Origin of the sequence: Klebsiella sp. CD33, assembly GCF_051992865.1 — a bacterium.
In the GTDB taxonomy this organism is placed as follows: domain Bacteria; phylum Pseudomonadota; class Gammaproteobacteria; order Enterobacterales; family Enterobacteriaceae; genus Klebsiella; species Klebsiella pneumoniae.
The window spans coordinates 1739959-1763537 of the sequence record NZ_CP197023.1 but is presented as its reverse complement, the minus strand read 5'-3'; the positions used below and the strand labels follow the sequence as shown (position 1 = coordinate 1763537).

Annotated in this window: 17 protein-coding genes and 2 pseudogenes; 6 read left to right on the top strand and 13 right to left on the bottom strand. The window is 50.3% G+C overall.

Annotated elements, in window-relative coordinates; genetic code table 11:
• Positions 1 to 16: 16 nt before the first annotated feature.
• The 7 genes from ACR809_RS08705 to ACR809_RS08675 form a co-directional block, all read right to left on the bottom strand.
• Entirely contained in the window at positions 17 to 1243 is a 1227-nt protein-coding gene (locus ACR809_RS08705; RefSeq protein ID WP_015875025.1) for an O-antigen ligase family protein, read from the bottom strand.
• Positions 1244 to 1274: 31 nt separating this feature from the next.
• Positions 1275 to 2345 carry a polysaccharide pyruvyl transferase family protein gene (locus ACR809_RS08700; protein WP_015875026.1) on the bottom strand — a complete coding sequence of 357 codons (1071 nt, stop codon included), beginning with the start codon at positions 2343 to 2345 and terminating at the stop codon, positions 1275 to 1277.
• Between the two features lies 1 nt (position 2346).
• Positions 2347 to 3657, bottom strand: coding sequence for a lipopolysaccharide biosynthesis protein (locus tag ACR809_RS08695; RefSeq protein WP_124743276.1), 1311 nt, complete (start codon positions 3655 to 3657; stop codon positions 2347 to 2349).
• 67 nt (positions 3658 to 3724) lie between these two features.
• Entirely contained in the window at positions 3725 to 5878 is a 2154-nt protein-coding gene (locus ACR809_RS08690) for a polysaccharide biosynthesis tyrosine autokinase (RefSeq protein ID WP_015875028.1), read from the bottom strand.
• Between the two features lie 13 nt (positions 5879 to 5891).
• Complete coding sequence (locus tag ACR809_RS08685) at positions 5892 to 6326, bottom strand: arsenate reductase/protein-tyrosine-phosphatase family protein (protein ID WP_015875029.1); 435 nt, start codon at positions 6324 to 6326, stop codon at positions 5892 to 5894.
• A gap of 4 nt (positions 6327 to 6330) precedes the next feature.
• Positions 6331 to 7464 carry a polysaccharide export protein gene (locus tag ACR809_RS08680; protein ID WP_014907221.1) on the bottom strand — a complete coding sequence of 378 codons (1134 nt, stop codon included), beginning with the start codon at positions 7462 to 7464 and terminating at the stop codon, positions 6331 to 6333.
• 142 nt (positions 7465 to 7606) lie between these two features.
• The gene (locus tag ACR809_RS08675) at positions 7607 to 9040 is read right to left on the bottom strand and encodes a capsule assembly Wzi family protein (RefSeq protein WP_101970433.1); all 1434 of its coding nucleotides are present in this window, start codon (positions 9038 to 9040) and stop codon (positions 7607 to 7609) included.
• A gap of 287 nt (positions 9041 to 9327) precedes the next feature.
• Between ACR809_RS08675 and ACR809_RS08670 the strand changes: the two are divergent.
• Positions 9328 to 9455: pseudogene (locus tag ACR809_RS08670) on the top strand (hypothetical protein).
• A gap of 544 nt (positions 9456 to 9999) precedes the next feature.
• Here ACR809_RS08670 and ACR809_RS08665 read toward each other — a convergent pair.
• A complete protein-coding gene (locus ACR809_RS08665; protein WP_020324300.1) occupies positions 10000 to 10629 on the bottom strand; it encodes a phosphatase PAP2 family protein in 630 nt (209 codons plus the stop codon).
• Positions 10630 to 10944: 315 nt separating this feature from the next.
• Positions 10945 to 11918, bottom strand: a pseudogene (gene galF, locus ACR809_RS08660) (GalU regulator GalF).
• Positions 11919 to 12676: 758 nt separating this feature from the next.
• On the opposite strand from galF, the gene ACR809_RS08655 reads away from it, so the two are divergent.
• Entirely contained in the window at positions 12677 to 14260 is a 1584-nt protein-coding gene (locus ACR809_RS08655) for a TerC family protein (protein WP_440310709.1), read from the top strand.
• A 334-nt stretch (positions 14261 to 14594) separates the two neighbouring features.
• On the opposite strand, the gene asmA is transcribed toward ACR809_RS08655, so the two are convergent.
• From asmA to alkA, 4 genes are all read right to left on the bottom strand, one after another.
• Positions 14595 to 16442 (bottom strand): outer membrane assembly protein AsmA, encoded by a 1848-nt coding sequence (gene asmA, locus ACR809_RS08650; RefSeq protein ID WP_004180531.1) that lies wholly within the window; start codon positions 16440 to 16442, stop codon positions 14595 to 14597.
• Positions 16443 to 16472: 30 nt separating this feature from the next.
• Entirely contained in the window at positions 16473 to 17054 is a 582-nt protein-coding gene (gene dcd / locus ACR809_RS08645; RefSeq protein ID WP_004151145.1) for a dCTP deaminase, read from the bottom strand.
• 90 nt (positions 17055 to 17144) lie between these two features.
• On the bottom strand, positions 17145 to 17786 hold the full coding sequence (gene udk, locus ACR809_RS08640; RefSeq protein WP_002912442.1) for a uridine kinase: 642 nt from the start codon (positions 17784 to 17786) through the stop codon (positions 17145 to 17147).
• 114 nt (positions 17787 to 17900) lie between these two features.
• A complete protein-coding gene (gene alkA, locus ACR809_RS08635; RefSeq protein ID WP_009307444.1) occupies positions 17901 to 18749 on the bottom strand; it encodes a DNA-3-methyladenine glycosylase 2 in 849 nt (282 codons plus the stop codon).
• Positions 18750 to 18886: 137 nt separating this feature from the next.
• On the opposite strand from alkA, the gene yegD reads away from it, so the two are divergent.
• From yegD to ACR809_RS08615, 4 genes are all read left to right on the top strand, one after another.
• Positions 18887 to 20239: a molecular chaperone gene (yegD, locus tag ACR809_RS08630; RefSeq protein ID WP_023284036.1), complete on the top strand. Its 1353-nt coding sequence runs from the start codon at positions 18887 to 18889 to the stop codon at positions 20237 to 20239.
• Positions 20240 to 20528: 289 nt separating this feature from the next.
• Positions 20529 to 22385 carry a sensor histidine kinase gene (locus ACR809_RS08625; RefSeq protein WP_122051190.1) on the top strand — a complete coding sequence of 619 codons (1857 nt, stop codon included), beginning with the start codon at positions 20529 to 20531 and terminating at the stop codon, positions 22383 to 22385.
• A 14-nt stretch (positions 22386 to 22399) separates the two neighbouring features.
• The gene (locus ACR809_RS08620) at positions 22400 to 23101 is read left to right on the top strand and encodes a response regulator transcription factor (RefSeq protein WP_122051189.1); all 702 of its coding nucleotides are present in this window, start codon (positions 22400 to 22402) and stop codon (positions 23099 to 23101) included.
• Positions 23102 to 23338: 237 nt separating this feature from the next.
• On the top strand, positions 23339 to 23479 hold the full coding sequence (locus tag ACR809_RS08615) for a small membrane protein (RefSeq protein WP_162992528.1): 141 nt from the start codon (positions 23339 to 23341) through the stop codon (positions 23477 to 23479).
• Positions 23480 to 23579: the final 100 nt, after the last annotated feature.

Sequence of the window (23579 nt, the reverse complement as noted above, 5' to 3'; positions counted from 1 at the left end):
TTTAAATCTTTTTGCATTAAAAATTATTCTGTCCCTTTTCTAAATTACCATATGTAATGAAAATTAATGCAATCGAAGTGAAGAGTGCTTTATGCATCCAAAACGATAAGCTTACAAGTGAAACAAAAAATAAGAAAATGAACATTGCCGCTACTACAGGAGTTTTGACATCCCCTTTATTTGTAATAATGCTATAAAAACAACTTCCTATAAGTACTACGGTTAATAATATGCCAACAATTCCCGTTTCTGCTGCAGATTCGAAGAATATATTATGAGGGTACATGTTGAATCTTTGAATGAATATTCCCACTCCCTCTCCAAGTATTGGATGCTCATAAAACGTGGCTATTGCATGATGCCAAGCATCAATTCGTTCACTTTCGGACTGGCCATATTGCTCCGTAGCAATATGACCGAAAGTTGAAAATAAACGAGCTACTAATTCTGCATTATTGGTTATAATATACCCTATAAAAACTGCCATTCCACTTATAGCTAGTAACACTTTACCAAAATTCTTTCTTACAATAGAAAATTTATCTGACGATAAAAGAAGCAATAAAGCCAAAATAAATCCAATAACTACACTTCTCGTATTTGCGGCGAGAAATGCATAAACGATAGGAAGGAATGATATTAAATAAGGAATACTTTTTTTGCCCTTTTGAGTCATTATATAGTACACGTTCACAACAGCTGCCTGACCTAAAGTAATAGCAAGAGGTATAGTGCTTGAATCACCTACTGTAAGGCGCATTGTATATTGCGAAGAGCTATTATTTTGCATTAATGCTGTCACAGCAACAATAAAGCCAGTTATTAAAATTCCATGCATGTAATCATTAATAAACTTACCTTTATCTAAGTACAATACATAACTAAATCGTGCGAAGAAATAAAATGAAGCACCAAGGAAAAGATATCTTAACGAAAATTCTAGCCCTATGACTAAGTCATTTGAGAAAAAAGCAGATAATATATAGAGTAAAAAGAATCCAAATATTATTCCATCTGCGAATTTAAACCTAACTAATGAAACTTTATCTTTAAGAATGACTTTGCTGAAAATTGTGACAAAGCAAATTAACGGTCCTAACACATTAAATACAGGAGAATCAGAATCTCCGCCACTTATCATAGCATTAAATAAGTATGCATTTGATGCTAAAGCTAACCCAACCATCGGTCTAAGCCATGACAGACTTAGTACAGCAATGATGTAAAGAGCACCTGATATCATTGTTTTTCATCCCTTTATGAGATATTAAAATTCAAATAAAATCACACATTGCATCATTACCATTCCATTTATTTGAATTTAATAGTTGGGATTGAATTGCTCGTTCAAGTTCGTAACGGTTTACATCATCGTTTTCAATATTTACGATGATATGATCCATTTTAAGATCATTCAATACATGAAACACCTTAAAATTTTCATCCTTATCCCCTATGGCAATTGGATACGCTCCATATTCGAAAGCAAATAAGAGGCTATGCAATCTATTGGAAAGAATAATTTTTGTTTTTTTATAAATATCACCAAGAGCTTCGAAACTTGTTTTTGTTATATCATAATAATACTTTGTGACAATTAACCCATTTGCAACAAGTTCTTTTTCAATTAAATTGTTAAATACTATATCAGTTTGAACCTGTGTTACATTGTTTACAATTTTAATACTATTCTTTGTAGCTACGTCTAGTATTGCCGATGCTATCTTTTTCGCTTGTAACTCAGGTGGCAGATTAGATTGCTTATACGGACGAAATGAATAACTTATTGTATCTCTTTTTTCATCTAAATATTTCTCTCTATTTTTTAAAATAGAGTAATAAGCTAAATCTGAAACTCTCTTATATTTTTTAAATGAGTTACCCTCCACAAACTTCAATGAATAATCTTCTCGAACACCATATATATAAGATTTAGCACTAATATTCATTTCCGCTTTTAAAAAAGAACCACTTAGTGGGCCTACAGAAACACCTGTCTTAATAATCTTCACACCTATGAAGTGCAATACATTGACATAACTTATTTTTAAAAGCGCCTTGATGCCGGTTCCATATTCCTTGCTACCCCCAAACAGATGTCCCGGCTTATATATAAAGGCAACATCTCTATTTAATAGACGATAAACTAAAGGCATCAGGGCAAATTTAACTTTGCTAATTCCGACACAATTATCATTTTTAATGATATCGACAAATCCTTTAGGGATGTCTTCTGTTAGCAAAAAAATAGTACCTTTTTTACTTAATATATCTAATAGATTTTTTGCAATTAATGCATCGCCAAGATTTTCGTATTGTGTTGTTGGTTTATAAAATAAAAACATATTAAATTTCTCGTTCCCGTAAATAGTTTTTATTGAGACTAATTAATAACAACCATAATGCTATGACCATTTCTGTTATACAAAATGCCAGAACATATGCCCAAGTTAATGAATCCGTTAAAACTGATAGCAACCAAAACAAAGCAGTTGTCAAAATTGCATTTAACATTATTATCTTAGCATATTTTTGATGCCTTTCAGTCGATAATAAAGAGACACTATTATAATATGAAATAGCGATCAACAATGAATGCAACGATACAACTAAATAAAGAATATAATCTTGCTTCGTTGCTACATCCTTCAATTGAAACCATTGACAGAAATAGTCATAACCAAATACAAGAATAACACTTGCCATAAATAATATGGCAAAATTCACAACATTAAACTTTAAAAAAACCCTATTGAATTCTTTATATTTCTCTTCTGCCCATAACCTCGAAAGTTCAGCCCAGATACTTTTACCTAATAATGAGGAGAACATTACCATAAAACGAGATGTATTTCGTATAACAGTAACAAAAGCTAAAACCGCCGGACCGTAAAATGATGATATAATAACTGAACTACCCTGAAGAAATACAGCTTGACTGAAAGGTATTCCTGCATATGGAATAGATTGCTTAATAAAAGTAAAAAACTGTCCTAATGAAACTTTTGCATTAAATATTTCAATCTTAATAAATTTTAATTGTTTTATCAAAAGGCTTATCATAATAGTTATAACTATTAATCTCGCGAGTAAATAAGCAATAGATGCTTCAACGATATCTCCACCTGTTATTAATACTATACATACAAAGGCTATTTCTAAAAAGCGTGTAAATTGTGCCAATGCATTATATATATGATATCTTTCTGTTGCACGTCCAAGCGAGCATAATATTTGAGAGCATAGTATCATGCCTGCATGTAGAGACATAAATAAAACGGAATAGGTTATTAAATTTACATCAGAATCGGCTATACCTAAAAAACTTCTTAAATCAAAAAAAAACTGTCCTATTCCAAAAACCAAAATGATACTTAATAATAAAAATATCAAAAAAACACTTAGTTTTATTACATGAGCAGCTGCATTATATTCTTTTTTTATTATCGCTACACTGATTGCGTTTCCTGCATGGCTTGCAATACCTACATCTGTAGTTAATAATAAATTAGGTATCGTCCTAATTAATATCCACTCACCAAACTTAGCCAATCCCCATGAATGAATAAATAATGGTACTATAAGTAGTTTTTCTATAACATTAATCGCAAGGCCAAATCCTTGTGATAATAGCATGCTTAGTATTCTTTTATTCACACCCAGTCCTTAAGTAAATTAAATTTACCCGGGTTTGTATTAAACCCGGGAAATTAATTTAGCTTATCTATTCTTTCGATTTATACTCGTATTCATAATACGCATATTCACCATATTTATTACTAGCTTTTCTGGTCACAGCATTTAATATTACGCCTTTAACTATAACACCGCTATGTTCCAATCTATTTTTAGCAACATCGATTTCTTTGACAGTGTTTTTTTCAAAGCGAGCAACTAATAATGTGGTTCCTACATGGCGACCAATTATTGCAGCATCGGTCACTGCTAAAATTGGCGGAGTGTCTACTAATACAAGATCATACTTTCCACTTGCCCACTCAAGGAACTTTTCAATGCGACTCCCCATTAATAGCTCCGCTGGATTTGGTGGTATTTCACCACGACCAATGTAATCTAAGCCAGCTATATCAGTATGAACAACAGCCTTCTCGTAATCTACCCTACCTGTGAGTATCTCTGACAAGCCATTGTTGGGCAAACCGCCAAAGTAGTGATGCATATATCCTCGTCGCATATCTGCATCAATTAATAAAACTTTTTGTCCTGCCTGAGCAACTACCCCTGCAAGGTTAGTACTGACGAAGGTTTTGCCTATTTCAGGACTTGGACCTGATATCATTAAAATATTATTTTTCGCTTCTAACATTGCGAAATATAAACGCGTCCGTAACCCTCTAATAGCTTCAATAGCTAAATCTGCACCATTCTCCTTAATTAATACATCAAATTTTTTCTTATCCTTTTTCCTGCTGTTGTTTACATTTTTCAACTGCCAGTCAGATAAAGGGATACTCGCGTACACATTCAAACCATTTTCTTCAAGTTGTTCGGCACTTTGAACACCTTTATGGAACGCAACCTTAACTATGACATACATCAAGGACAGCATTGTTCCAAACACCGTTAGAACGACTATTACAAGCAGCTTTTTAGGTTTGATTGGATCGGGCTGTGTTACGGCATTATCAATTATTCGAACATTACCCACTGTACTTGCTTTAGTAATGCTCAATTCTTGTTCTTTGTTTAATAGTTGTAAATAGACATCTTGCCCAACCTGGACATCACGAGTTAAACGTAATACTTCTTGTTGTGTTTCTGGAAGATTATTAATCTTTTTCTTAAGATTATTTTTTTCTTCTTCCAGAGTTTTTCTTTTTTCTAAAAGAGCTCTATATGTTGGATGCTCTTTTGTATATAGTTTGGATACTTCGGCCTCAGAAAATGTTAGTTGATTAATCTGCGCATCTAATTGAACCATTGTATCCAGAAGAGATTTTGCCTCCATAGTTAAATCAACAGAACTATTTTGCTGTCTGTAATAATTTAGCTTATTTTCTGCAGCATTAAGCTCATTTTTTACATCAGGGATTTTTCGATCCAAAAAGTTTAAACTTTTTGCTGCCTCTTCCGATTTTCTCTCAATATTCTGTAACAAATAATTATCAGTAATACTTTGAAGTATCGTCTTTATTTTTTCAGGATCATTTCCTGTTAATGATAGCGACAATACACCTGTATCTTTTCCAGTATCTGCGACAGTGAATGCGTCATTAAGATCACTGAGTACTTGAAGAGTATCTTTGCGTTTTATACTAAATTCAGTACCTGGCGGAGACTCAATTTGCGTCAGCAATATTTCGAATCCATTTTTCGATACGGGCTCATTAACTTGACCTTTCAATTCGCCGGCATCATCAAGATTAATGGTATAGCTGTCTTTACCAGTTATTTTGATTGTAAACTTCGTGTCTAACGCATCATGAGGGACATTAAAATATTTTACATTTATTTTACTGCCGTCATCACCACGTATTTTCTTTAAAAACTGACCTATAATAGGCGTAGTTTTCTCTTCAATTACTACGCTCAGATTTAAATCATTGATAGTTTTACCAAGCACCATCCTAGATTTAATTAGTTCAATTTCAGCTGCTGATTGAGGCGGTGTTGTTGGAAGAACGTCAGAAAGGCTCGATAAAAAATTATTTCCTGCATTTTGTTCAACCTGCACTAATGAATCTGCTTCATATACGGGTGGAGCTAAAAATGCATATAAAAAACCTAGCCCCATAAAAAAGAAAGTTACAGAAATTATCAATCCTTTATGATCAATAACTTCACCAATTAAACGACCTAGATCGATCCCGTCACTTTCTTGGCTTCCTGTAGACATTGAATTAAGTTTATCAGTCATCTGATACCCTGCACTATTTAATTAAGACGTCTGCCCATTTTTGAGCTGATTCGTCGAGAAGTTTATATACAGATTCGAACGCTTCTTTACTTTTCATATATGGATCGGCTATTTCTCGTTGCCCTATCCAATGTCCGAATAACATAGTTTTGCCACGTAATTCCGGAGCTAGTTTACATATTAGGTCTATATGTTTTTTTTCCATAACAAGTATTAAATCATATTCTTTACAAATATCTTTAGTTACTTGTCTTGCAATGTGTTGATCAAGATCTAAATTGTTCTCAAAGGCGACCTTTTTTGCTGTAGCGTCCGCTGGATGGTTAACTAAAGCACCGAGTCCTGCAGAACCGATCTTGAAATCTTTCAGTCTTTTTTTCAGCAACATTTCGCCAGTTGGTGATCTGCAAACATTTCCAATACAAACAACTAAAACTGATTTAAACATATGGTTACCAGTTCCTTACATATCTCGCGGCTTCTGTCATATCATGTACCCCGGTAATAGTTGGAACCAATTGAGAGACTACACGGTTCCAACGTACTACTGGAGCAGCTGTAACGTAAACAATGTCGTAAGGTTGTAAAGCAAATTCGGTGCTTAGTACCATGGCAGATGCATCTTTCGCATTCAATTGGTAAACATTAGCGATTTTACCTTGCTTATCACCTTTGAGCTGTCTTATTACAAATACACCTGTCGCATCACTCAATGCTTGTGACATTCCTTCAGCATTACCTATAGCTTCAGCTAACGTCATCCCACTGCGATCCATTTTCATGGTGCTTTGTTTACCTACCTCGCCCATGACAAACACTTTCAGATCATCATTTCGTGGTACAAATAAAATATCACCCGGATAAAGCAAGTGATTTTGTGTGAGATCACCTTTTTGCATTAAGGCATATAAGGAGATCTTAGTATCTTTACCGTTATGCGTGAGAACGACATTTCTCCAATCAGCGTCAGGAGCCAAGCCACCCGCGGCATTAATAGCATCCATTACAGTCAACGGGATATTAGTGATTGGTTGTTGACCAGATTTAACAACTTCACCTGTAACATAGGTTTTTTGCGATCTAAAAGATGCTATGCTTACATCAACCTGAGGGCTTTCAATATAAGTCGTTAATCTGCTGGCGATATCCTGGCGTACCTGACTGAGGGTTTTTCCAGCTACTTGCACCTTACCGACATAGGGGTAGAAAATAGTTCCGTCAGAATTAACCCAGTTACCAGTATCGCTCGCGCTACGGTACTGGCCTGCCGGAGTAGTCAATTCCGGGTGATCCCATACGGTTACCATAAGTACATCGCCAACCCCAATACGATATTCATAGCTACGCAATAAATTATCCAATTGCGGGTTTGGTCGTGCTAACACAGATTCAGGACGAAGCTGATCAATTAACCCAGGTGTCATAGGATAGACATTGACCAATTTATCCAGATCGTAATCGCTATCCGGTAGCTCAACCACGTTCTTACGTAAACTATTCAATCCCTGACCCGGGATAATGGTACAGCCCGATAAAAAGCCGATTACCAACGCTAATGCCGAAATTTTAACAATTTTTTTCTTCATAATGTCACATCATTAGTAAACCAAGATTGCCAATTCCTGAGCAGCTGTCATCGCCGTTGCTTCCATGCCGGCTTATGGAGAGAAAAACTGACTGCGTCCTGCAGCGCTATCACACTCTCTCCCCTGTTTTCAGCATTCAGCCTTATAAACTAAACGGTATTTCTATCCCTGCGCTGGCGCCAACGTCATCGCTGTCGCTGTTGTTAGCGTTGGTGTACCACAAAGAAGTGTTTAGTCGAACCGATTGATAAACATCCCCACTCCAGCCTAGCTGTACTCCCTTTAGGGTATCAGAATGAGGGAATGCTTTATTAATCAATTGATTTTCTGGGTTAACTTTGGCGTATACCAGACGCGTGCTCCAGCGCTGGTTATCCTCCGTTATGATCTCAATTTTTCCGGCAAATAATTGGCCATCCCCACCCATGGCATCACCTAGTGAATAGCCCTGCTGATAATAACCATCCGTATAGATATGATGCCAATAACTATACCCTGTTCTGTTCATATTCGTACGAGTATCATGCGCTTCAATATACCAGTTCACCGCATCTTTACCCCAACCGTGGTGTCCTTCCACCCCTCCCAGGAACATATTCGCCGATGGTAAGTAGCCAGATTCATCCTCGCCAACCATCTGCCCATAGAAGCTAACTGGCCAACCCAAGGTCGGCTCCAGCTTGAATTTAAAATCAAAGCCTGCCAACTGGTTTCCCGGCTCATTCTCTGTCCCGGTATTATCTTTGCCAGTCAAACCATCCCAAAAGCTACTAAAAGATTCTGGTCGACCTTCCCCCCCCCACTGCATAATGCGAGACGCACCTAATTCTAACGACTGGAATGGCGTGAAGGTGAAACGGCCGCCGATAATTTTAGTATGTGGCACAGCGGTGTACTGATTCATTTGGCTGGCGGAGATCTGGTACTGCCATGGCCCCACCCAGCGCAGCCACCAAGTCTCTGGTGCCGCCTGCTCGGCCCGCTGCATCAGGAAGCCAGTCATTGGCCGCATGGCATCCCCGCGGATCAGGCTCCCTTCATAGCCCGGTCCCCACCATTGGGGTACCTGACCGAAGGAGAGCCACTGGTTCCAGAACTTCACCGCACCGTAGGCGCCGTTAGCGTTGAAGCGTGATCCGTTGCTGATCCGCTCCCCCCCTTCGACGTTGCCCTGCAGGTGAACATCCCACCACTCGCCGCTGTTGTTGAACGCCAGGCCTAACGAGTTATCCGCTGGCTGTGTCTGACCAAACCCCTGCGGAGTGCCCGGTTGATCGGTTGAAGTGTAGCCGGTGACCCGGAAATCCGCTTTTAAGGCAGACAGTCGCTGGTTAATTCGGGCCAGTACCACTTGCTCAGATGAATAGGACGGCTTGGCCTTTTTAAGCGCCCGGGCGATCTCTTCCTGGCTTAGCGGCCATGTCGACAGGCTCAGATGGATGACCCCGCGATCGGAAAGCCAGGCCAGGTCGTTACGCAAGTCGTTGTCATTTACCACTAACCCGGCCGCGTAAGCCTGGGCTCCCAGTGAGGAAAGCAAACCCAACGTAACGGCAATGCGCGCAATTTTTATCATTGTACAAGATCCATTTTCAGCCCCGCTGTTGTTTCTCAATGAGAATGAGGGGAATACCAAGATAGAAAGCGCTCGCGGCACCAGCTGACTTCGCTGTGCAACACCGGCGAGGCAAGTACATTTACCCTAAGCTGCTTGTTAACCTTTATAACACCCACCCAGCTCACAATGTAGGCGAATTTTACCGTACAGGCTATCGATGAGACGGGAATGTTGGTGAACAGGCGATATCAGCAGCCGCTCCTGACCTCTTTATAGGGATACCTGATGAGCATGATAGATATCTTATGGCGTTAATCACCCAGATTGCATCGATTTTTATAGCCGTTCAGAGTTGGAATTTTGTACAGCAGAAGGTGATTTCAGCGACGCTACCGCCCCTGGCTTAACAGCTACCAGCGCACTGACTACCTGAACGGCGTATTTAATCGGCCTTTGGGTCATAAATTGGTCAGGCCTTTATTTTTTGCGGCGTTAAGTCTACGGGATTTCGGTCACAATTGGGAGTCTTACTGCCGAATATTTGCCAATTAATCCCACCCGCTGTTTATTAGCGAAAAATAAGCGTCTCGCCAATAAAGATTATTTATTGCTCTTATCCACCGAACCTCTGCCTGGCGAAGCTATGCCGGCTCAGACACGGATAACCCTCTGTAAAAAAAGACCTTTTTCATCACGCTTACGTCATTTCAAAATCAGATGATGACGCTACAGTCAACTACAAATTCTAATAGTTTCTCGATGCAGGATTATTCATCCAACGTGGAACAGGTGCTCTCTAAACGCATTTAAGAAACGTCTGATCACAGCTATATCCACGTAAACTGACACTAACAATGTAGTAGCACTTCATTATTTCATAAATATGAATTATCAATTACCGGATATATAGTAGATTATTTTCTTATTTGTCTAATTAACCGGCGAAAACTTAATTTCCCCTGTAAAACAAATGGCGATTACCAGGCCTGCTTGTGCAGATCGGTACGCGTAAAGGGTTTATCCAGCGGCCCCACCGCGGTGGCGATTTGTCCCAGCAGGGACTGAGTCGGCGCTTTGCTGCCGCTATGTAACAGGATAAGAGGGACCATCACCAGGCATGCAACACCGCCCCATGAGATATTCACGCTTTCCGGATCAGAGGTACGTTTTTGCAACACCAGGAACAAAGCGCTGCCAGCAGCGCCCAGCAGCAGGCCGGCAATCACTTCCGAGACGGAATGCGCATGGATGACCAGTCGCGAATAGCCCACCACGGCGGCCAGAACATAGCCGGTAATAACGGCCGCTTTACGCAGACCGACGGAGAAACGGGCGCTGAGCAGCCACAGGAAGATAGGCCAGAAGGCCGCGGAGAGCGCGGAGTGGCCGCTGAAGCCGGTGTAATCCAGCTCGCGAATACCCAGACCCCAGCCCATAAAGGCCAGTTTGGAGGCGCAGACGATAGCGCCGGTGATGCCGAACAGCAAACTCCACTGCCACGCCAGCAACCGCGACGTTTTACGCAGCATCAGGACAATAAACAGCGCCGCTGCGCTGGGCAGCAAAACGGTGCTATCGCCAAAAAATGAGATGAGTTGCCAGTTCATATACCTGTGATCCTTCGATGATGTCCACTGCCGTGCTCAGGGATTATCCGTAATGTCTGTACCAGCTCGCATGCCAATTCATTTCACATTTTTATGCATGCAAGTGAGATGTTTAAAGCGGAAACATGATCGCAGTCAAGTTTTATTTTTGGCTGACGTTGACCGCTATCCCTGCGCTTTAGGAATTGTCGCACTAAGTGACTATTCATAAAGCATTATTGCCGCTACTCCGACCATTGCACCACAGAGGCCAGAGACAAACTACCAGAAGTCTCCGAAGCCATACGTTTCTTTACAATCGTTATAACATTCACGTTATGAATAATTTCTGCATAACGTTATGAGCGGCAGGACGAATGCTTCAGCCTTGCCGCTCGGTTTCAGGCTGGCGCTCAGGCCAGCAGTTTTTTAATGCTTTCGCGGAATTTGGCGCCTTCTTTCAGGTTACGCATCCCGTAGGTGACGAAGGCCTGCATGTAGCCCATTTTCTTCCCGCAGTCGTAGCTTTCGCCGGTCATCAGCATCGCGTCGACGGACTGCTTCTTCGCCAGTTCGGCAATGGCGTCGGTCAGCTGGATACGGCCCCATGCGCCCGGCTCGGTACGTTCCAGTTCGGCCCAGATATCCGCCGACAGCACGTAGCGCCCCACCGCCATCAGATCGGAGTCCAGAGTCTGCGGCTCGTCCGGTTTTTCAATAAACTCGACGATACGCGCCACCTGGCCTTCAGCCACCATCGGCTCTTTGGTCTGGATGACGGAGTATTCGGAGAGATCGCCCGGCATGCGTTTCGCCAGCACCTGGCTGCGGCCGGTCTCGTTAAAGCGGGCGATCATAGCGGCGAGGTTATAGCGCAGCGGGTCAGCGGTGCCGCCGTCAAGGATGATATCCGGCAGGACCACCACAAATGGGTTGTCGCCGACTACCGGGCGGGCGCAGAGGATGGAGTGGCCCAGGCCCAGCGGCTGCGCCTGACGCACGTTCATGATGGTCACGCCCGGCGGGCAAATGGCCTGCACTTCCGCCAGCAGCTGGCGCTTCACGCGCTGTTCCAGCAGGGCTTCCAGCTCGTAGGATGTGTCGAAGTGGTTTTCCACTGCATTCTTCGAGGAGTGCGTCACCAGAACAATCTCTTTGATCCCGGCGGCGACGATTTCGTCAACGATGTACTGAATCATTGGCTTATCAACGATCGGCAGCATCTCCTTTGGAATTGCCTTTGTGGCCGGCAGCATATGCATGCCTAGTCCTGCGACCGGAATAACCGCTTTCAAATTCGCCATATTCATCTTCACCTGTTTGGTTGCAAAACACGCGGTTTTGCAAAATTGTACATGTCACAAATCCATTGGAACTGATAATACACGGATACTGCCCGGGCATCTGCCCGCCAAATTCTTAAATTCACTGTCACGTAAAAGAATACACACAACTCCCTTTTACCAACAGTAAGAAGTGAGAATAATCTTATTTTCGTTCAGGTTATTCAGCGGCTCGTTCCTTTGCGCCGCGCGATGTGGCTGAGAGGCCCGTCTATCGTGGTCTGTTGGCCGCCGGCCCCGCCGCGCCGCGCGTATGCCCGAAAAGAATAGATATAGATAATAAATTTCGCCAGGCAATATATTTCAGCATAAACAGCCGGATATGATGACATATTAGCCTGAATCCGCGGCGGTGAACTGCGATCCGCCCTATTCTGCACTCACTTCATAATATGAATTATGCCGGTTTTGTGAGCTGGCTTCGCGCTTCGCTTTGCTCTGAGCATCCGCGCTCGCCGTGACGAACCGCGGGAGGAAGCCCTTTTGCCGCCCTCGCTGAAACGCAGCGGAAAAAGTTCTGATATCGGCAAGCTTATTCCATGGTCGCCGCCATGGTGTTATTTTTTCACTGTTCTTTTCCGGAACATAATTCTTATCGGTTCGCTTAATCCGCTGGAAATATATCCACCCACGGCAGGGCGATATCCGCGTCGTTATTGCATTTTAGACTCATCTTATCCATGATCGTGGTAACACATACCGCAGTCGTACAGGTTTTAATACATATGGAATGGATTGCCGATCCGTCAATCTGGGCAGGTCTCGTCACGCTGGTGGTTATCGAACTGGTGTTGGGTATCGATAACCTGGTCTTTATCGCTATCCTCGCCGAGAAGCTCCCTCCCGCCCAGCGCGACCGCGCGCGGATCACTGGCCTGATGCTGGCGATGGTCATGCGTCTCCTGCTTCTGGCCTCTATCTCCTGGCTGGTCACCCTGACCAAACCGCTGATTGTTTTTCACGACTTCAGCTTTAGCGCTCGCGATTTGATTATGCTGTTTGGCGGCCTGTTTCTGCTGTTTAAAGCGACCGTCGAGCTTAATGAGCGGCTGGAGGGGAAAGACAGCGATAACCCCACCCAGCGCAAAGGGGCGAAATTCTGGGCCGTCGTGGCGCAGATCGTGGTGCTCGACGCCATCTTCTCACTCGACTCGGTGATCACCGCCGTCGGCATGGTTGATCACCTGGCGGTGATGATGGCCGCCGTGGTTATCGCCATCAGCCTGATGCTGATGGCCAGCAAGGCGCTGACGCGCTTCGTTAACAGCCACCCGACCATCGTGATCCTCTGTCTGAGCTTCCTGCTGATGATCGGCTTCAGCCTGATTGCTGAAGGCTTCAGCTTTATCATTCCGAAAGGCTATCTATATGCGGCCATTGGCTTCTCGGTCATGATTGAAGCGCTTAATCAGCTGGCGCAGTTTAACCGCCGTCGCTTCCTCTCCGCGAATATGACGCTGCGTCAGCGCACTACCGAAGCGGTGATGAATCTGCTGAGCGGGCAGAAAGAAAAAGCTGAACTGGATGCTGACACGGCGTCGCTGGTCGCCGATCAGGATCAACATCCACTGTTTAATCCGCAGGAAAGACTGATGATTGAGCGGGTGCTGAACCTTAATCAGCGCAGCGTCAGCAGTATTATGACGTCGCGCCATGATATTGAGCGCATCAACCTCAGCGCGCCGGAGGAAGAGATCCGCAGCCTGGTGGAGAAAAATCAGCATACCCGGCTGGTGGTGACCGGCGGGAAGGATAATGAAGATCTGCTGGGTGTGGTGCATGTTATTGACCTGCTCCAGCAGTCCCTGCGTCAGGAGCCGCTGGATCTGCAGGCGCTGGTGCGTCAACCGCTGGTCTTCCCGGAGGGCCTGCCGCTCCTCTCGGCGCTCGAGCAGTTCCGCCAGGCCCGCACCCATTTTGCCTTTGTGGTCGATGAGTTTGGCTCCGTCGAGGGGATTGTGACCCTCAGCGACGTGATGGAGACCATCGCCGGTAATCTGCCCAATGAGGTGGAGGAGATCGATGCCCGGCACGATATTCAGCATCATCAGGACGGTTCGTGGACGGTCAATGGCCATATGCCGCTGGAGGACCTGGTGCAGTACGTTCCGTTGCCGCTGGATGATAAACGTGAGTATCACACCGTTGCCGGTCTGTTGATGGAGTATTTGCAGCATGTGCCGCAGGTGGGGGAGACCATTGAGATTGACGGTTATACGCTGCGCACGCTGCAGGTCAACAGCCATCGGGTGCAGAAGGTGCAGATCGTCCCGCCGGTAAAGCAGGATGAGCTGGATTATGAGGTGTAATCGTCAGGCATAAAACGGCCCGGGGTATCCCGGGCCGTAAAATTGATAGCCAGGTATCCTGTTTAATGCCTGATGGCGCTGCGCTTATCAGGCCTACGGGATGGCGAACTAATCGGGGGATGACACCCACCGTATAATCCAGGCCGGGTCAGGCGTAGCCGCCACACTGCCTGATGGCGCTGCGCTTATCAGGCCTACATTAAGTGGCGACGCAAACGGATGATATTGCGCACATCCCGGGCCGGGTCAGACGCAGCCGCCACCCGGCATCATTGTGACATTAAGCTTTGACGATAAACACAGCCCGGAAACTTCCGGGCCGCGGGGGTGGGAATTACAGCTTATCGAGCAGCTTTTTGGCATCGTTGCCGTCTTTGCTGCCTTTATTACGCTCAACCCAGTCGTTGAGGCGCTGCTTCGCTTCATCCTGCAGCTGTTTGCGCAGGATCTGATCGACCTGCAGACTGTAGCTCAGCGACTGCCACTCGCCGTAGATGCGCAGCGGGATAGCGGTCTGTTTCAGGCGGTCGATAAGCTTGCCCTCCCCTTTCCAGCCGCCGAGCACGCGCACGTTGAAGCGCATATCGCAGTTCTCTTTCTGCAGATCGAGCTGTCCTTCGCCGGTCATCGCCATCACGTCGGACTGCCCCTGCAGGCGGTTCAGCGTCACCAGCCCGTTATCCAGCGTCAGCCGGCTGCTCACGGAATCCAGGCGGGTGGCATTGTCGTAATTTTCCTGCGCCCGCACGTTGGTGCTGCGCTCCACGGCCTGCTGCACCAGCTGCTGGAAGTTCAGCCCTTCGGTGCGGGTATCGGCCATCTGGAGCTGAGCCTGTCCCTGCCAGTGGCGACGGAAATCATCGGCGTCAATGCGCGTTCCGGAAAATTCGCCGCTCAGCGACAGCTTGCCGGTCAGGTTTAAGGAATAGTTAAAGGCTTTGATCAGCGAACCGATCTCCACATTCTGCAGCGCCGGCTGGAACGTCGCCAGCGGCGTGTCGCCGCGGGCATCCAGGGTGCCAGGGAGAGAGAGCTGCCCGCCGTCAAGATTGCCCTGCATTTTGCTGACCGTCAGCAGCCCCTGCTGGTTGCTGATTTCGCTCTGCACCTGGGTGAAGTTCAGACCGCGCCACTGCAGCTGGTCGGCGCTCAGGGCCATTCGGCCGTTGAAGCCGCGCAGGCTCTGGTAATCTTCGCGCTCATCGCTGTCGGCGATCACCGGGCGCAGCGGTCGCGTCTGACTCTGGCCCTGCTGACTGGCGCTACTGTCCGTCGCCGGCGACCTTTGCGCCAGCAGACTATCGAGATCGAGAGTGGTGGCGTGCAGATCCAGCGACCAGTCCGGGCGGTCTCCCAGCACCACGCTGCCGCTGCCGGTAACGGTGCTGCGGTTAGCCATCAGATTCAGGTTGTCAAAACGCAGGGTCTTGTCATCTTCCTGCCAGCTGGCCTGCAGACTCCCCTGACCATTAATGCCGTCCGGTGGGAGCTCGGCGCCGCGCAGCTGCCAGCTAAGCTGGGTAAAGTCGGCTTTTAAGGAGTGCGGATAATCGCCGCCCTGCACGGTGGCGGAGAAGTTCAGCGCCAGGTCGCGCTGGTCGCGGTTCACCCGGCCGGAGAAATCCACGGTGGCCCGGTGATTCTCATCCTGCTCCATCTGCAGACGGATATCGCGCACGGTCACCTGCTCGCCGTTCTCGTGCTGGAAGAAGAGCACGCTGTCGGCCACCTGCAGCTGACGCACATCGTAGGACCATCCTCGATCCTCCGGGGCCAGCGGCAGGGTGTTGTCATGCGGCACCACCGGCGCTGAGCTGTCGCGAACCGCCTCGGTTTTCGGGGTCAGCTGGATCACCGCGCCCTTGAGCATCACCTGCTTCACCTGCAGCTGATGCGAGAGCAGCGGCAGCAGCGCCACGTCGAGGCGCATATTGTCGGCGCGGATCACCGGCTCTTCGGCGCCTCGGGCGGTCAGCGTCATCCGTCCGCTGAGAATGCTGAGCTGCGGCCAGACGTGCCAGCGCAGCGGGCCATCAAGGTCAAGCTGATAACCGCTGCGCTCTGCCACCTCATGCACCATATAGGCGCGAAAATCGTTGGGATTGACCAGCAATACCAACGAGGTAAGCCCGGCGACAATGACCGCCAGCAGGATCATCAGCGTTGTCAGTATTCGTCTCATGGCACCCTCAGCAACACCCCGTTGACGTTATCAATCCTTGTCGATTCGGCTCGCCACCGCGCCCTGCTGGTCGCGATATTTGGCGTCTTCACGGCGGTTATACGGCCGGGCCGCCGGGCCCGATAACGGTTCAAAGCTCAGCGCGCCGATGGGCATCCCCGGGCGCAGCGCCAGCGGCAGCTTACCGGAGTTGTAAAACTCAAGCACGATGCAGCCGGACCAGCCTGGATCGATACGGTGCGCGGTAACGTGCACCATCAGCCCCAGGCGCGCCAGCGAGGAGCGTCCGTCCAGCCAGCCTACCAGGTCGGCAGGCAGGGTGACAGACTCGTAGGTCACCGCCAGCGCCAGTTCGCCCGGATGCAGGAAAAAGGCTTCCCCTTCCGGCAGGACGATCTCTTCGCTCATCACGCGGTCCAGCGCGGCGCTGACCTCGGCCTTCGGGCCGCTTAAATCGATAAACGGCGCCGTGTGGCCACGGAAGGTGCGAAATTTATTACCCAGCCGTACATCAACCGTCGCGCCATTAATACGCTCAACGGGCGGACGCGGATTGATGGCGAGTCGCCCTTCATCCAACCAGGCTTCGATATCTCGGTCACACAGACGCATGGGCTTTCTCCTTATAAGGCTGCTTCCCGCACGCTTCGCGGCGGAGAGGGCAACAGGGCTACTCTTTGCACGTTACACAATTCGGCCAGGTTATTCAAAGAACTGACTGATTTTGGCCTTCAGAATATCAATAGCGATGCGGTTTTTGCCGCCGCGCGGCACGATGATGTCGGCATACTGCTTCGACGGTTCAATAAACTGCAGGAACATCGGGCGCACGGTTTTCTGATACTGGGCCATCACCGAGTCCATGGAGCGGCCGCGCTCGTTAACGTCGCGCTTAATACGGCGCATCAGGCAAATATCGAGAGGGGTGTCGACGAAAATAGAGAAGTTGAGCTCGTTACGCAGGCGCGCATCGGTCAGCAGCAGGATCCCTTCAAGGATAATCACCTTCTTCGGCTCGACGTGAATGGTGTTCGGCGTGCGGGTATGCTCGACGTAGCTATAGACCGGCAGTTCAATCGGCTGGCCGCTTTTCAGCATCTGCAAATGCTGGAACAACAGACTGTGGTCCATTGAGCTCGGGTGGTCATAGTTGGTTTTGACGCGCTCTTCCATCGACAGATGACTTTGATCTTTGTAATAGCTGTCTTCCGGAATGACGCCAATATGTTCGTCGCCAACTTGTTCACGCAATTCGCGATAGAGAGTACTGGCGATAAGACTTTTGCCAGAAGCCGATGCGCCGGCGATGCCTACAATGACGCACTGATGGGACATATCAGTCATAAATTTTTGCGACCTGATTAACCTGGATAGAGATGGAGGGTGGCGGCGGACCGCCAAACGCGGCAATTATAGGGATTTCAGCGTCCCGATACCAGTGGTATGCGCCCCGGGCGGCTATTCCGCCGCCGGCGCCCAGTCATCGGTATACCAGATATGCAACAGCGCGTAGGATCGCATCGGCTGCCAGCGGCGGGCATAGCGGGCGATGGCGGCCGGGGTCATTCCCGGAAAGCGCTGTTTAATCAGGTAATCATCCGGCAAAAAGATATCTTTCGCCTGCCAGCCGCGCAGGGCAAAGTAGTTTGCCGTCCAGCGGCCAATCCCGGGCAGGGTCTGCAGTTGACGCAGCCCGGCGTCAATATCCGCCGGCGCCGTCAGGGGCAGCTCGCCGCTGAGCGCCGCCCGGGCGAGGTGGATCAGCGCCTCCGCGCGTCGCAGCGGCATCCCCAGCGCCTTCAGCGCCTGCGGATCGGCCCGGGACAGCGCCTCTGGCGTCGGGAACAAGACATATCCAGGCGCCTCCGCCAGCGGTTCGCCCCAGCCAGCCGCCACTTTGGCGGTGAGCCGGGCGGCCATCGCCACGCTCACCAGCTGGCCCAGCACCGCGCGCACCGCCTGCTCGAAGGCATCCAGCGCCCCCGGCAGGCGCAGCCCCGGCCGCGCCTGCGGCAGGTCGCCCAGCGTGCGAGCGACCTGCCGCGGGTCGCAGGCTAAATCAAACAGCTGGCCAATTCGCGCATAGCAGATTTCCGCTACCGGCTGCAGTCCCGGGGAAAGGGTCACCCGCAGGCCCTGCGCCTCTTCGTCCGGCGCCAGATGAATCAGCCCGCGGTGGCCTTCCACGCCAAAGCTGCGGCTGTAGCCCCCATCGTGAAAACGCTCGACGCCGGCAACCGCGCGCGCCTGCAGAAAACCAACCATCCACGCCCAGTCATAGGGCGGGGTCCAGGGTAACAGCACCATAAGCTCTCCTTTATATAGCGTTTCAATGATAGTCGCCCTTGACCATCAGCGCCTTGCTTTTAAATTCCGGTTGTCGGCATGGCGACGATCCGCTAAAGTCGCCCCCCTTCTTCACCGGCATGGGGATTTTGCAGACGATGTTTATTGGTTTTGACTACGGCACCGCCAACTGTTCGGTGGCCGTGATGCGGGAAAACACCCCCCAGCTGTTAACGCTGGAAAACGGCAGCGCCCTGCTGCCCTCCATGCTCTGCGCGCCGACGCGCGAAGCGGTCAGCGAGTGGCTCTATCGCCATCATGATGTCCCCACCCACAGCGACGAAAACCAGGCGCTGCTGCGTCGGGCCATCGCCGCCAACCGCGACGAAGACATCGAGGTGCTGCGCAACAGCGTGCAGTTCGGTCTCGCCTCCCTGCAGCAGTATGTTGAAGATCCGCAAGAGGTCTACTTCGTTAAATCGCCCAAATCCTTCCTCGGCGCCAGCGGGCTGAAGCCGCAGCAGGTGGCCCTGTTTGAAGACCTGGTCTGCGCCATGATGCTGCATATCAAGCTGCAGGCCGAAAGCCAGCTGCCCGAGCAGATCGACCAGGCGGTGATTGGCCGACCGATTAACTTCCAGGGCCTCGGCGGCGATGAGGCGAACGCCCAGGCGCAGGGGATCCTTGAGCGGGCCGCCCATCGCGCCGGTTTCCGCGATGTGGTCTTTCAGTTTGAACCGGTGGCCGCCGGGCTCGATTTCGAAGCGACCCTCAGTGAAGAAAAGCGGGTGCTGGTCGTCGATATCGGCGGCGGAACCACCGACTGCTCCCTGCTGCTGATGGGCCCGCAGTGGCGGGAGCGCGCCGACCGCCAGCAGAGCCTGCTCGGCCACAGCGGCTGCCGCATCGGCGGTAACGATCTCGACATTGCCCTGGCCTTCAAATGCCTGATGCCCCTCCTCGGCATGGGCGGCGAAACGGAAAAAGGCACCGCGCTGCCGATCCTCCCGTGGTGGAATGCGGTGGCGATCAACGACGTGCCGGCGCAGAGCGATTTCTACAGCACCGCCAACGGCCGCCTGCTGAACGATCTGCTGCGCAGCGCCCGGGATGCCGACAAGGTGGCTCTACTGCTGAAGGTCTGGCGCCAGCGTCTTAGCTATCGTCTGGTGCGCAGCGCCGAAGAGAGCAAAATCGCCCTCTCCAGCGCCGCCAGCGTCGAAACCGCGCTGCCGTTTATTCAGGACGATCTGGCCACCGCCATCGCCCAGCAGGGTCTGGAAGCCGCGCTGGATCAGCCCCTGACCCGCATTATGGAACAGGTGCGGCTCGCGCTCGACAGCAGCCAGACCACCCCGGATGTGATCTATCTTACCGGCGGCAGCGCCCGTTCGCCGCTGATCAAAAAGGCGCTGGCCGCTCAGCTGCCGGGTATTCCGCTGGCCGGCGGCGATGATTTTGGCTCGGTGACCGCCGGGCTGGCCCGCTGGGCGCAGGTGGTTTTCCGCTAGCCCTCGTCCGGCGCTGCCGCGCAGCAGGTCTGTCCTGATCCTGGCGCTGCAGATTACACTGGAATATTCCTGGTCTCCCACGCAAAATGGCCTGTTCGTCCGGACAGGCCTGTCCACTCTCCCCCGCTTCCGGGGGCGTATTATCCATACCGTAGCCAGACGTCTGCGGTCAGTAATCTTTGCATGCCGCAAGGGGGCGTGATTGAAAAGGGTGTCTGCGATCTTCGCGGCGGTCCGGCGTTGCCGGCCGCGGCTCCTGGCAGGCTGGCTGCTCAGCTGTGGATTACTCTTGCTGCTGGTCGCCCCGCAGGCGCAGGCGGCGACGCGCCAGGTGGGGATTGATATTCCGGTCCAGTGGTACGCCGACGACAGCGGCCAGATGACCCTCGATCGCTTTGCCGCCCTGCCCACAGACCAGCTCGCCACCACCCGGCAGATCCCCTCCTTTGGTTATTCGCGAAAAACCTGGTGGCTGCGCAGCGAGCTGCCGGGCACGTGGTTTGCCGGGGAGCCGCGTTGGCTGCAGCTGGGCCCCACTTTCGTCGACCATCTGACCATTTACTACCGGCCACTGGGCAGCGATGGCCCGTGGACGCAGCGCATCTTTGGCGATCGCGACGGCGCCCGCGGAAGCGATCTGCATTATCGGGAAAGGGTGCTGATACTGCCCCCTCCGCCAACCGACGCCGGCTATGAGCTGGTCTTTCGCCTGCAGAGCACCAGCACCCTGATCCTGCTGGCCTCGCTCTCCTCTGCGCAGACGTTTGTGCAGCGGGCCACCGCTGACACCGCTTTCTGGAGCTTCTACTTCGGCCTGGCCGCTGTGGCCAGCGGTGTGGCGCTTTGGCTGGCGCTGGCCCTGCGCCGGCGTCTGCTATGGGGGATCTGTCTTTTCTCGCTCAATTATCCGCTGGTGGCCGCTCTGCACGGCTTCCCGGAGTGGTTCTTCGGCCACGCCGCGCTGCCCTTCCAGGATTTTATGATCAGTAGCCTCTCGCTGTTCAGCTATGCCACCGCCCTCTGGCTGCACAGCGAGATTTTTGATCTGAAGAAGAATATGCCGCGACTTCATCAGCTGCTGATCGCCGCCGTGATACTCAACCTGGTGCTGCAGGTCAGTATTCCGCTCGGGTTTTACGGCTTCGCGATGCAGATTGAAGGGGTAGTATTCATCATTATCACCCCGGTGCTGCTGTTCACCTCCTGGTGGCTGTGGCGCAAAAAAGCTATCGACCGTACCACCCTGCTGCTGGGTCTGCTGCCGCCGTTCTATGTCGTCGCCGCGGTGCTGGTGCAGTTGTCGATCCATGGGATTATCCCGTTCCATATGGCGATCTATTCCCTCTGGCAGTACGCGCTGATCGTCCACATCATTACGGTGCTGATCATTGCCATCCTGCGGGTGCGTGCTGAAAACCGCCAGCTGGAGCAGAAGCAGCGCCTGGCGCGCGAACTGCAGATTGAGCGTGAAGCCAGCTTCCACCAGCGGCAGTTTATGGGCATGGTGGCGCACGAATTCCGCACCCCGCTGGCGGTGATCCAGGCGGCGCTGGAGAATCTTCGCCTCTCGGCGGCCTCGACCAGCCAGGAGGCGCGCTTCGATCGCATCGGCCGCGCCGCCACCCGCCTGGTGCAGCTCACCGATAACTGCCTTGCCGACGCCCGGCTCGCCTCCCACGATCTGCACGTCGAGCGCCAGCAGACCGCCCTGCTGACGGTGATCAACATGGCCGCCTCGGTGGTGGCCATCTCCCATGATCACTACCTGAACATCCGCCAGCACGGCGCGGTGGAAAGCCCGCAGCTGCAGGCCGATGCCGGCCTGCTGTGCATCGCCATCGCTAATCTGCTGGATAACGCCGTCAAGTATTCGCCCCCCGGTGAAATCGCCATCGATATTCATTCCGATGCCGGGCAAACGGAGCTACGCATTCGCGACCACGGCCCGGGACTCCCCGCCGGACAGGCGGAACTGATCTTTGAGCGCTACCGCCGCGGCGAGCACACATCGCCGGTGCCAGGCGGCACCGGTCTCGGACTGTATGTTGCGCGTCAGATAGTGCAGGCTCATGATGGCAAACTGTGGCTGGCCGAGCATGGCCCGGACGGCTGCACCTTTATTCTCACCCTCCCCACGGTTGCTTAAGAGGAGAACGACGTATGGCTTTACGGCTGGCGATAATTGAAGATAACGCCGATCTGCTGGATGAACTGCTGGCCTGGCTGGGCTATCGCGGCTTCGAGGTGTGGGGGACGCGCAGCGCCGAAGCCTTCTGGCGGCAACTGCACAGCCATCCGGTGGATATCGTGCTGGTTGATATCGGCCTGCCCGGCGAGGATGGCTTCAGCGTACTGAACTATCTGCATGAGCTGGGGCACTACGGTCTGGTGGTGGTCAGCGCCCGCGGTCAGCAACAGGATAAACTGCAGGTGCTGAGCCTTGGGGCCGATGCCTATCTGATTAAACCGGTAAACTTCGCCCATCTTGCCGAGACCCTCACCGCCCTCGGCGTGCGCCTGCGCCAGGACCGTCCGGCGGCTCCGCCTGCGGAGGCGATCGGCACGCCGCCGGCCGTCTCCCCCGGCAGCTGGCGTCTGCAAGAGGATAAACTGATTTCACCCGACGCCCGGACGCTGGAATTAACCCAGCAGGAATATCGCCTGGTGGAGCTCCTGATGCGCAATCGCAACGAAGTGTGCAGCAAACTGGATCTCCATGCCTGCCTGTTTTCCCATGAAAGCGAGCCTGACCTGCACCGGATCGACGTGGTGGTTAGCCGCCTGCGTCACAAGGCACGCCAGCAGGGGATCCACCTGCCCGTTCGCGCAATCTTTGGTAAGGGACTGGCCTTTATTTCCTGAACGACGGGGCGCGTCGGCGGCCGTGCGGGATATAAAAAACTCGTAAGTGTTAATTTTTCTCATTTTCTGAGAGAAATGAGAGGAATGAGACTGACGATAACCTTAAGAACTTTCTTATAGTGCTAGCACATCAGGATGATGGCGTAAGATTTTCACGGGACAGAAAAGCATATAACAAAACGTATTAGCCGTTCGCGGCAAATTCTGACACCATGCAACACAATCAGGGTAAAAACGATGGCCATGCAAACGTGGTTAGTTTTATTGCTATGCATTTTTTTCTTCAGCATCTCTGTATACAGTCTTATTTCATATCTGAAAGACAGGAGGCGGCAGAAATTTACTTTTAACGATAAGCGTTCGATGCGTCGTAAATAATTCACTTTAAAATAATAAAAAATTATTGTAGGTGCTTTTATATCTTCAACACACCGCATACGCCCGGAGGATTTGTCACAGCATGGCGTTATGTTTTGCG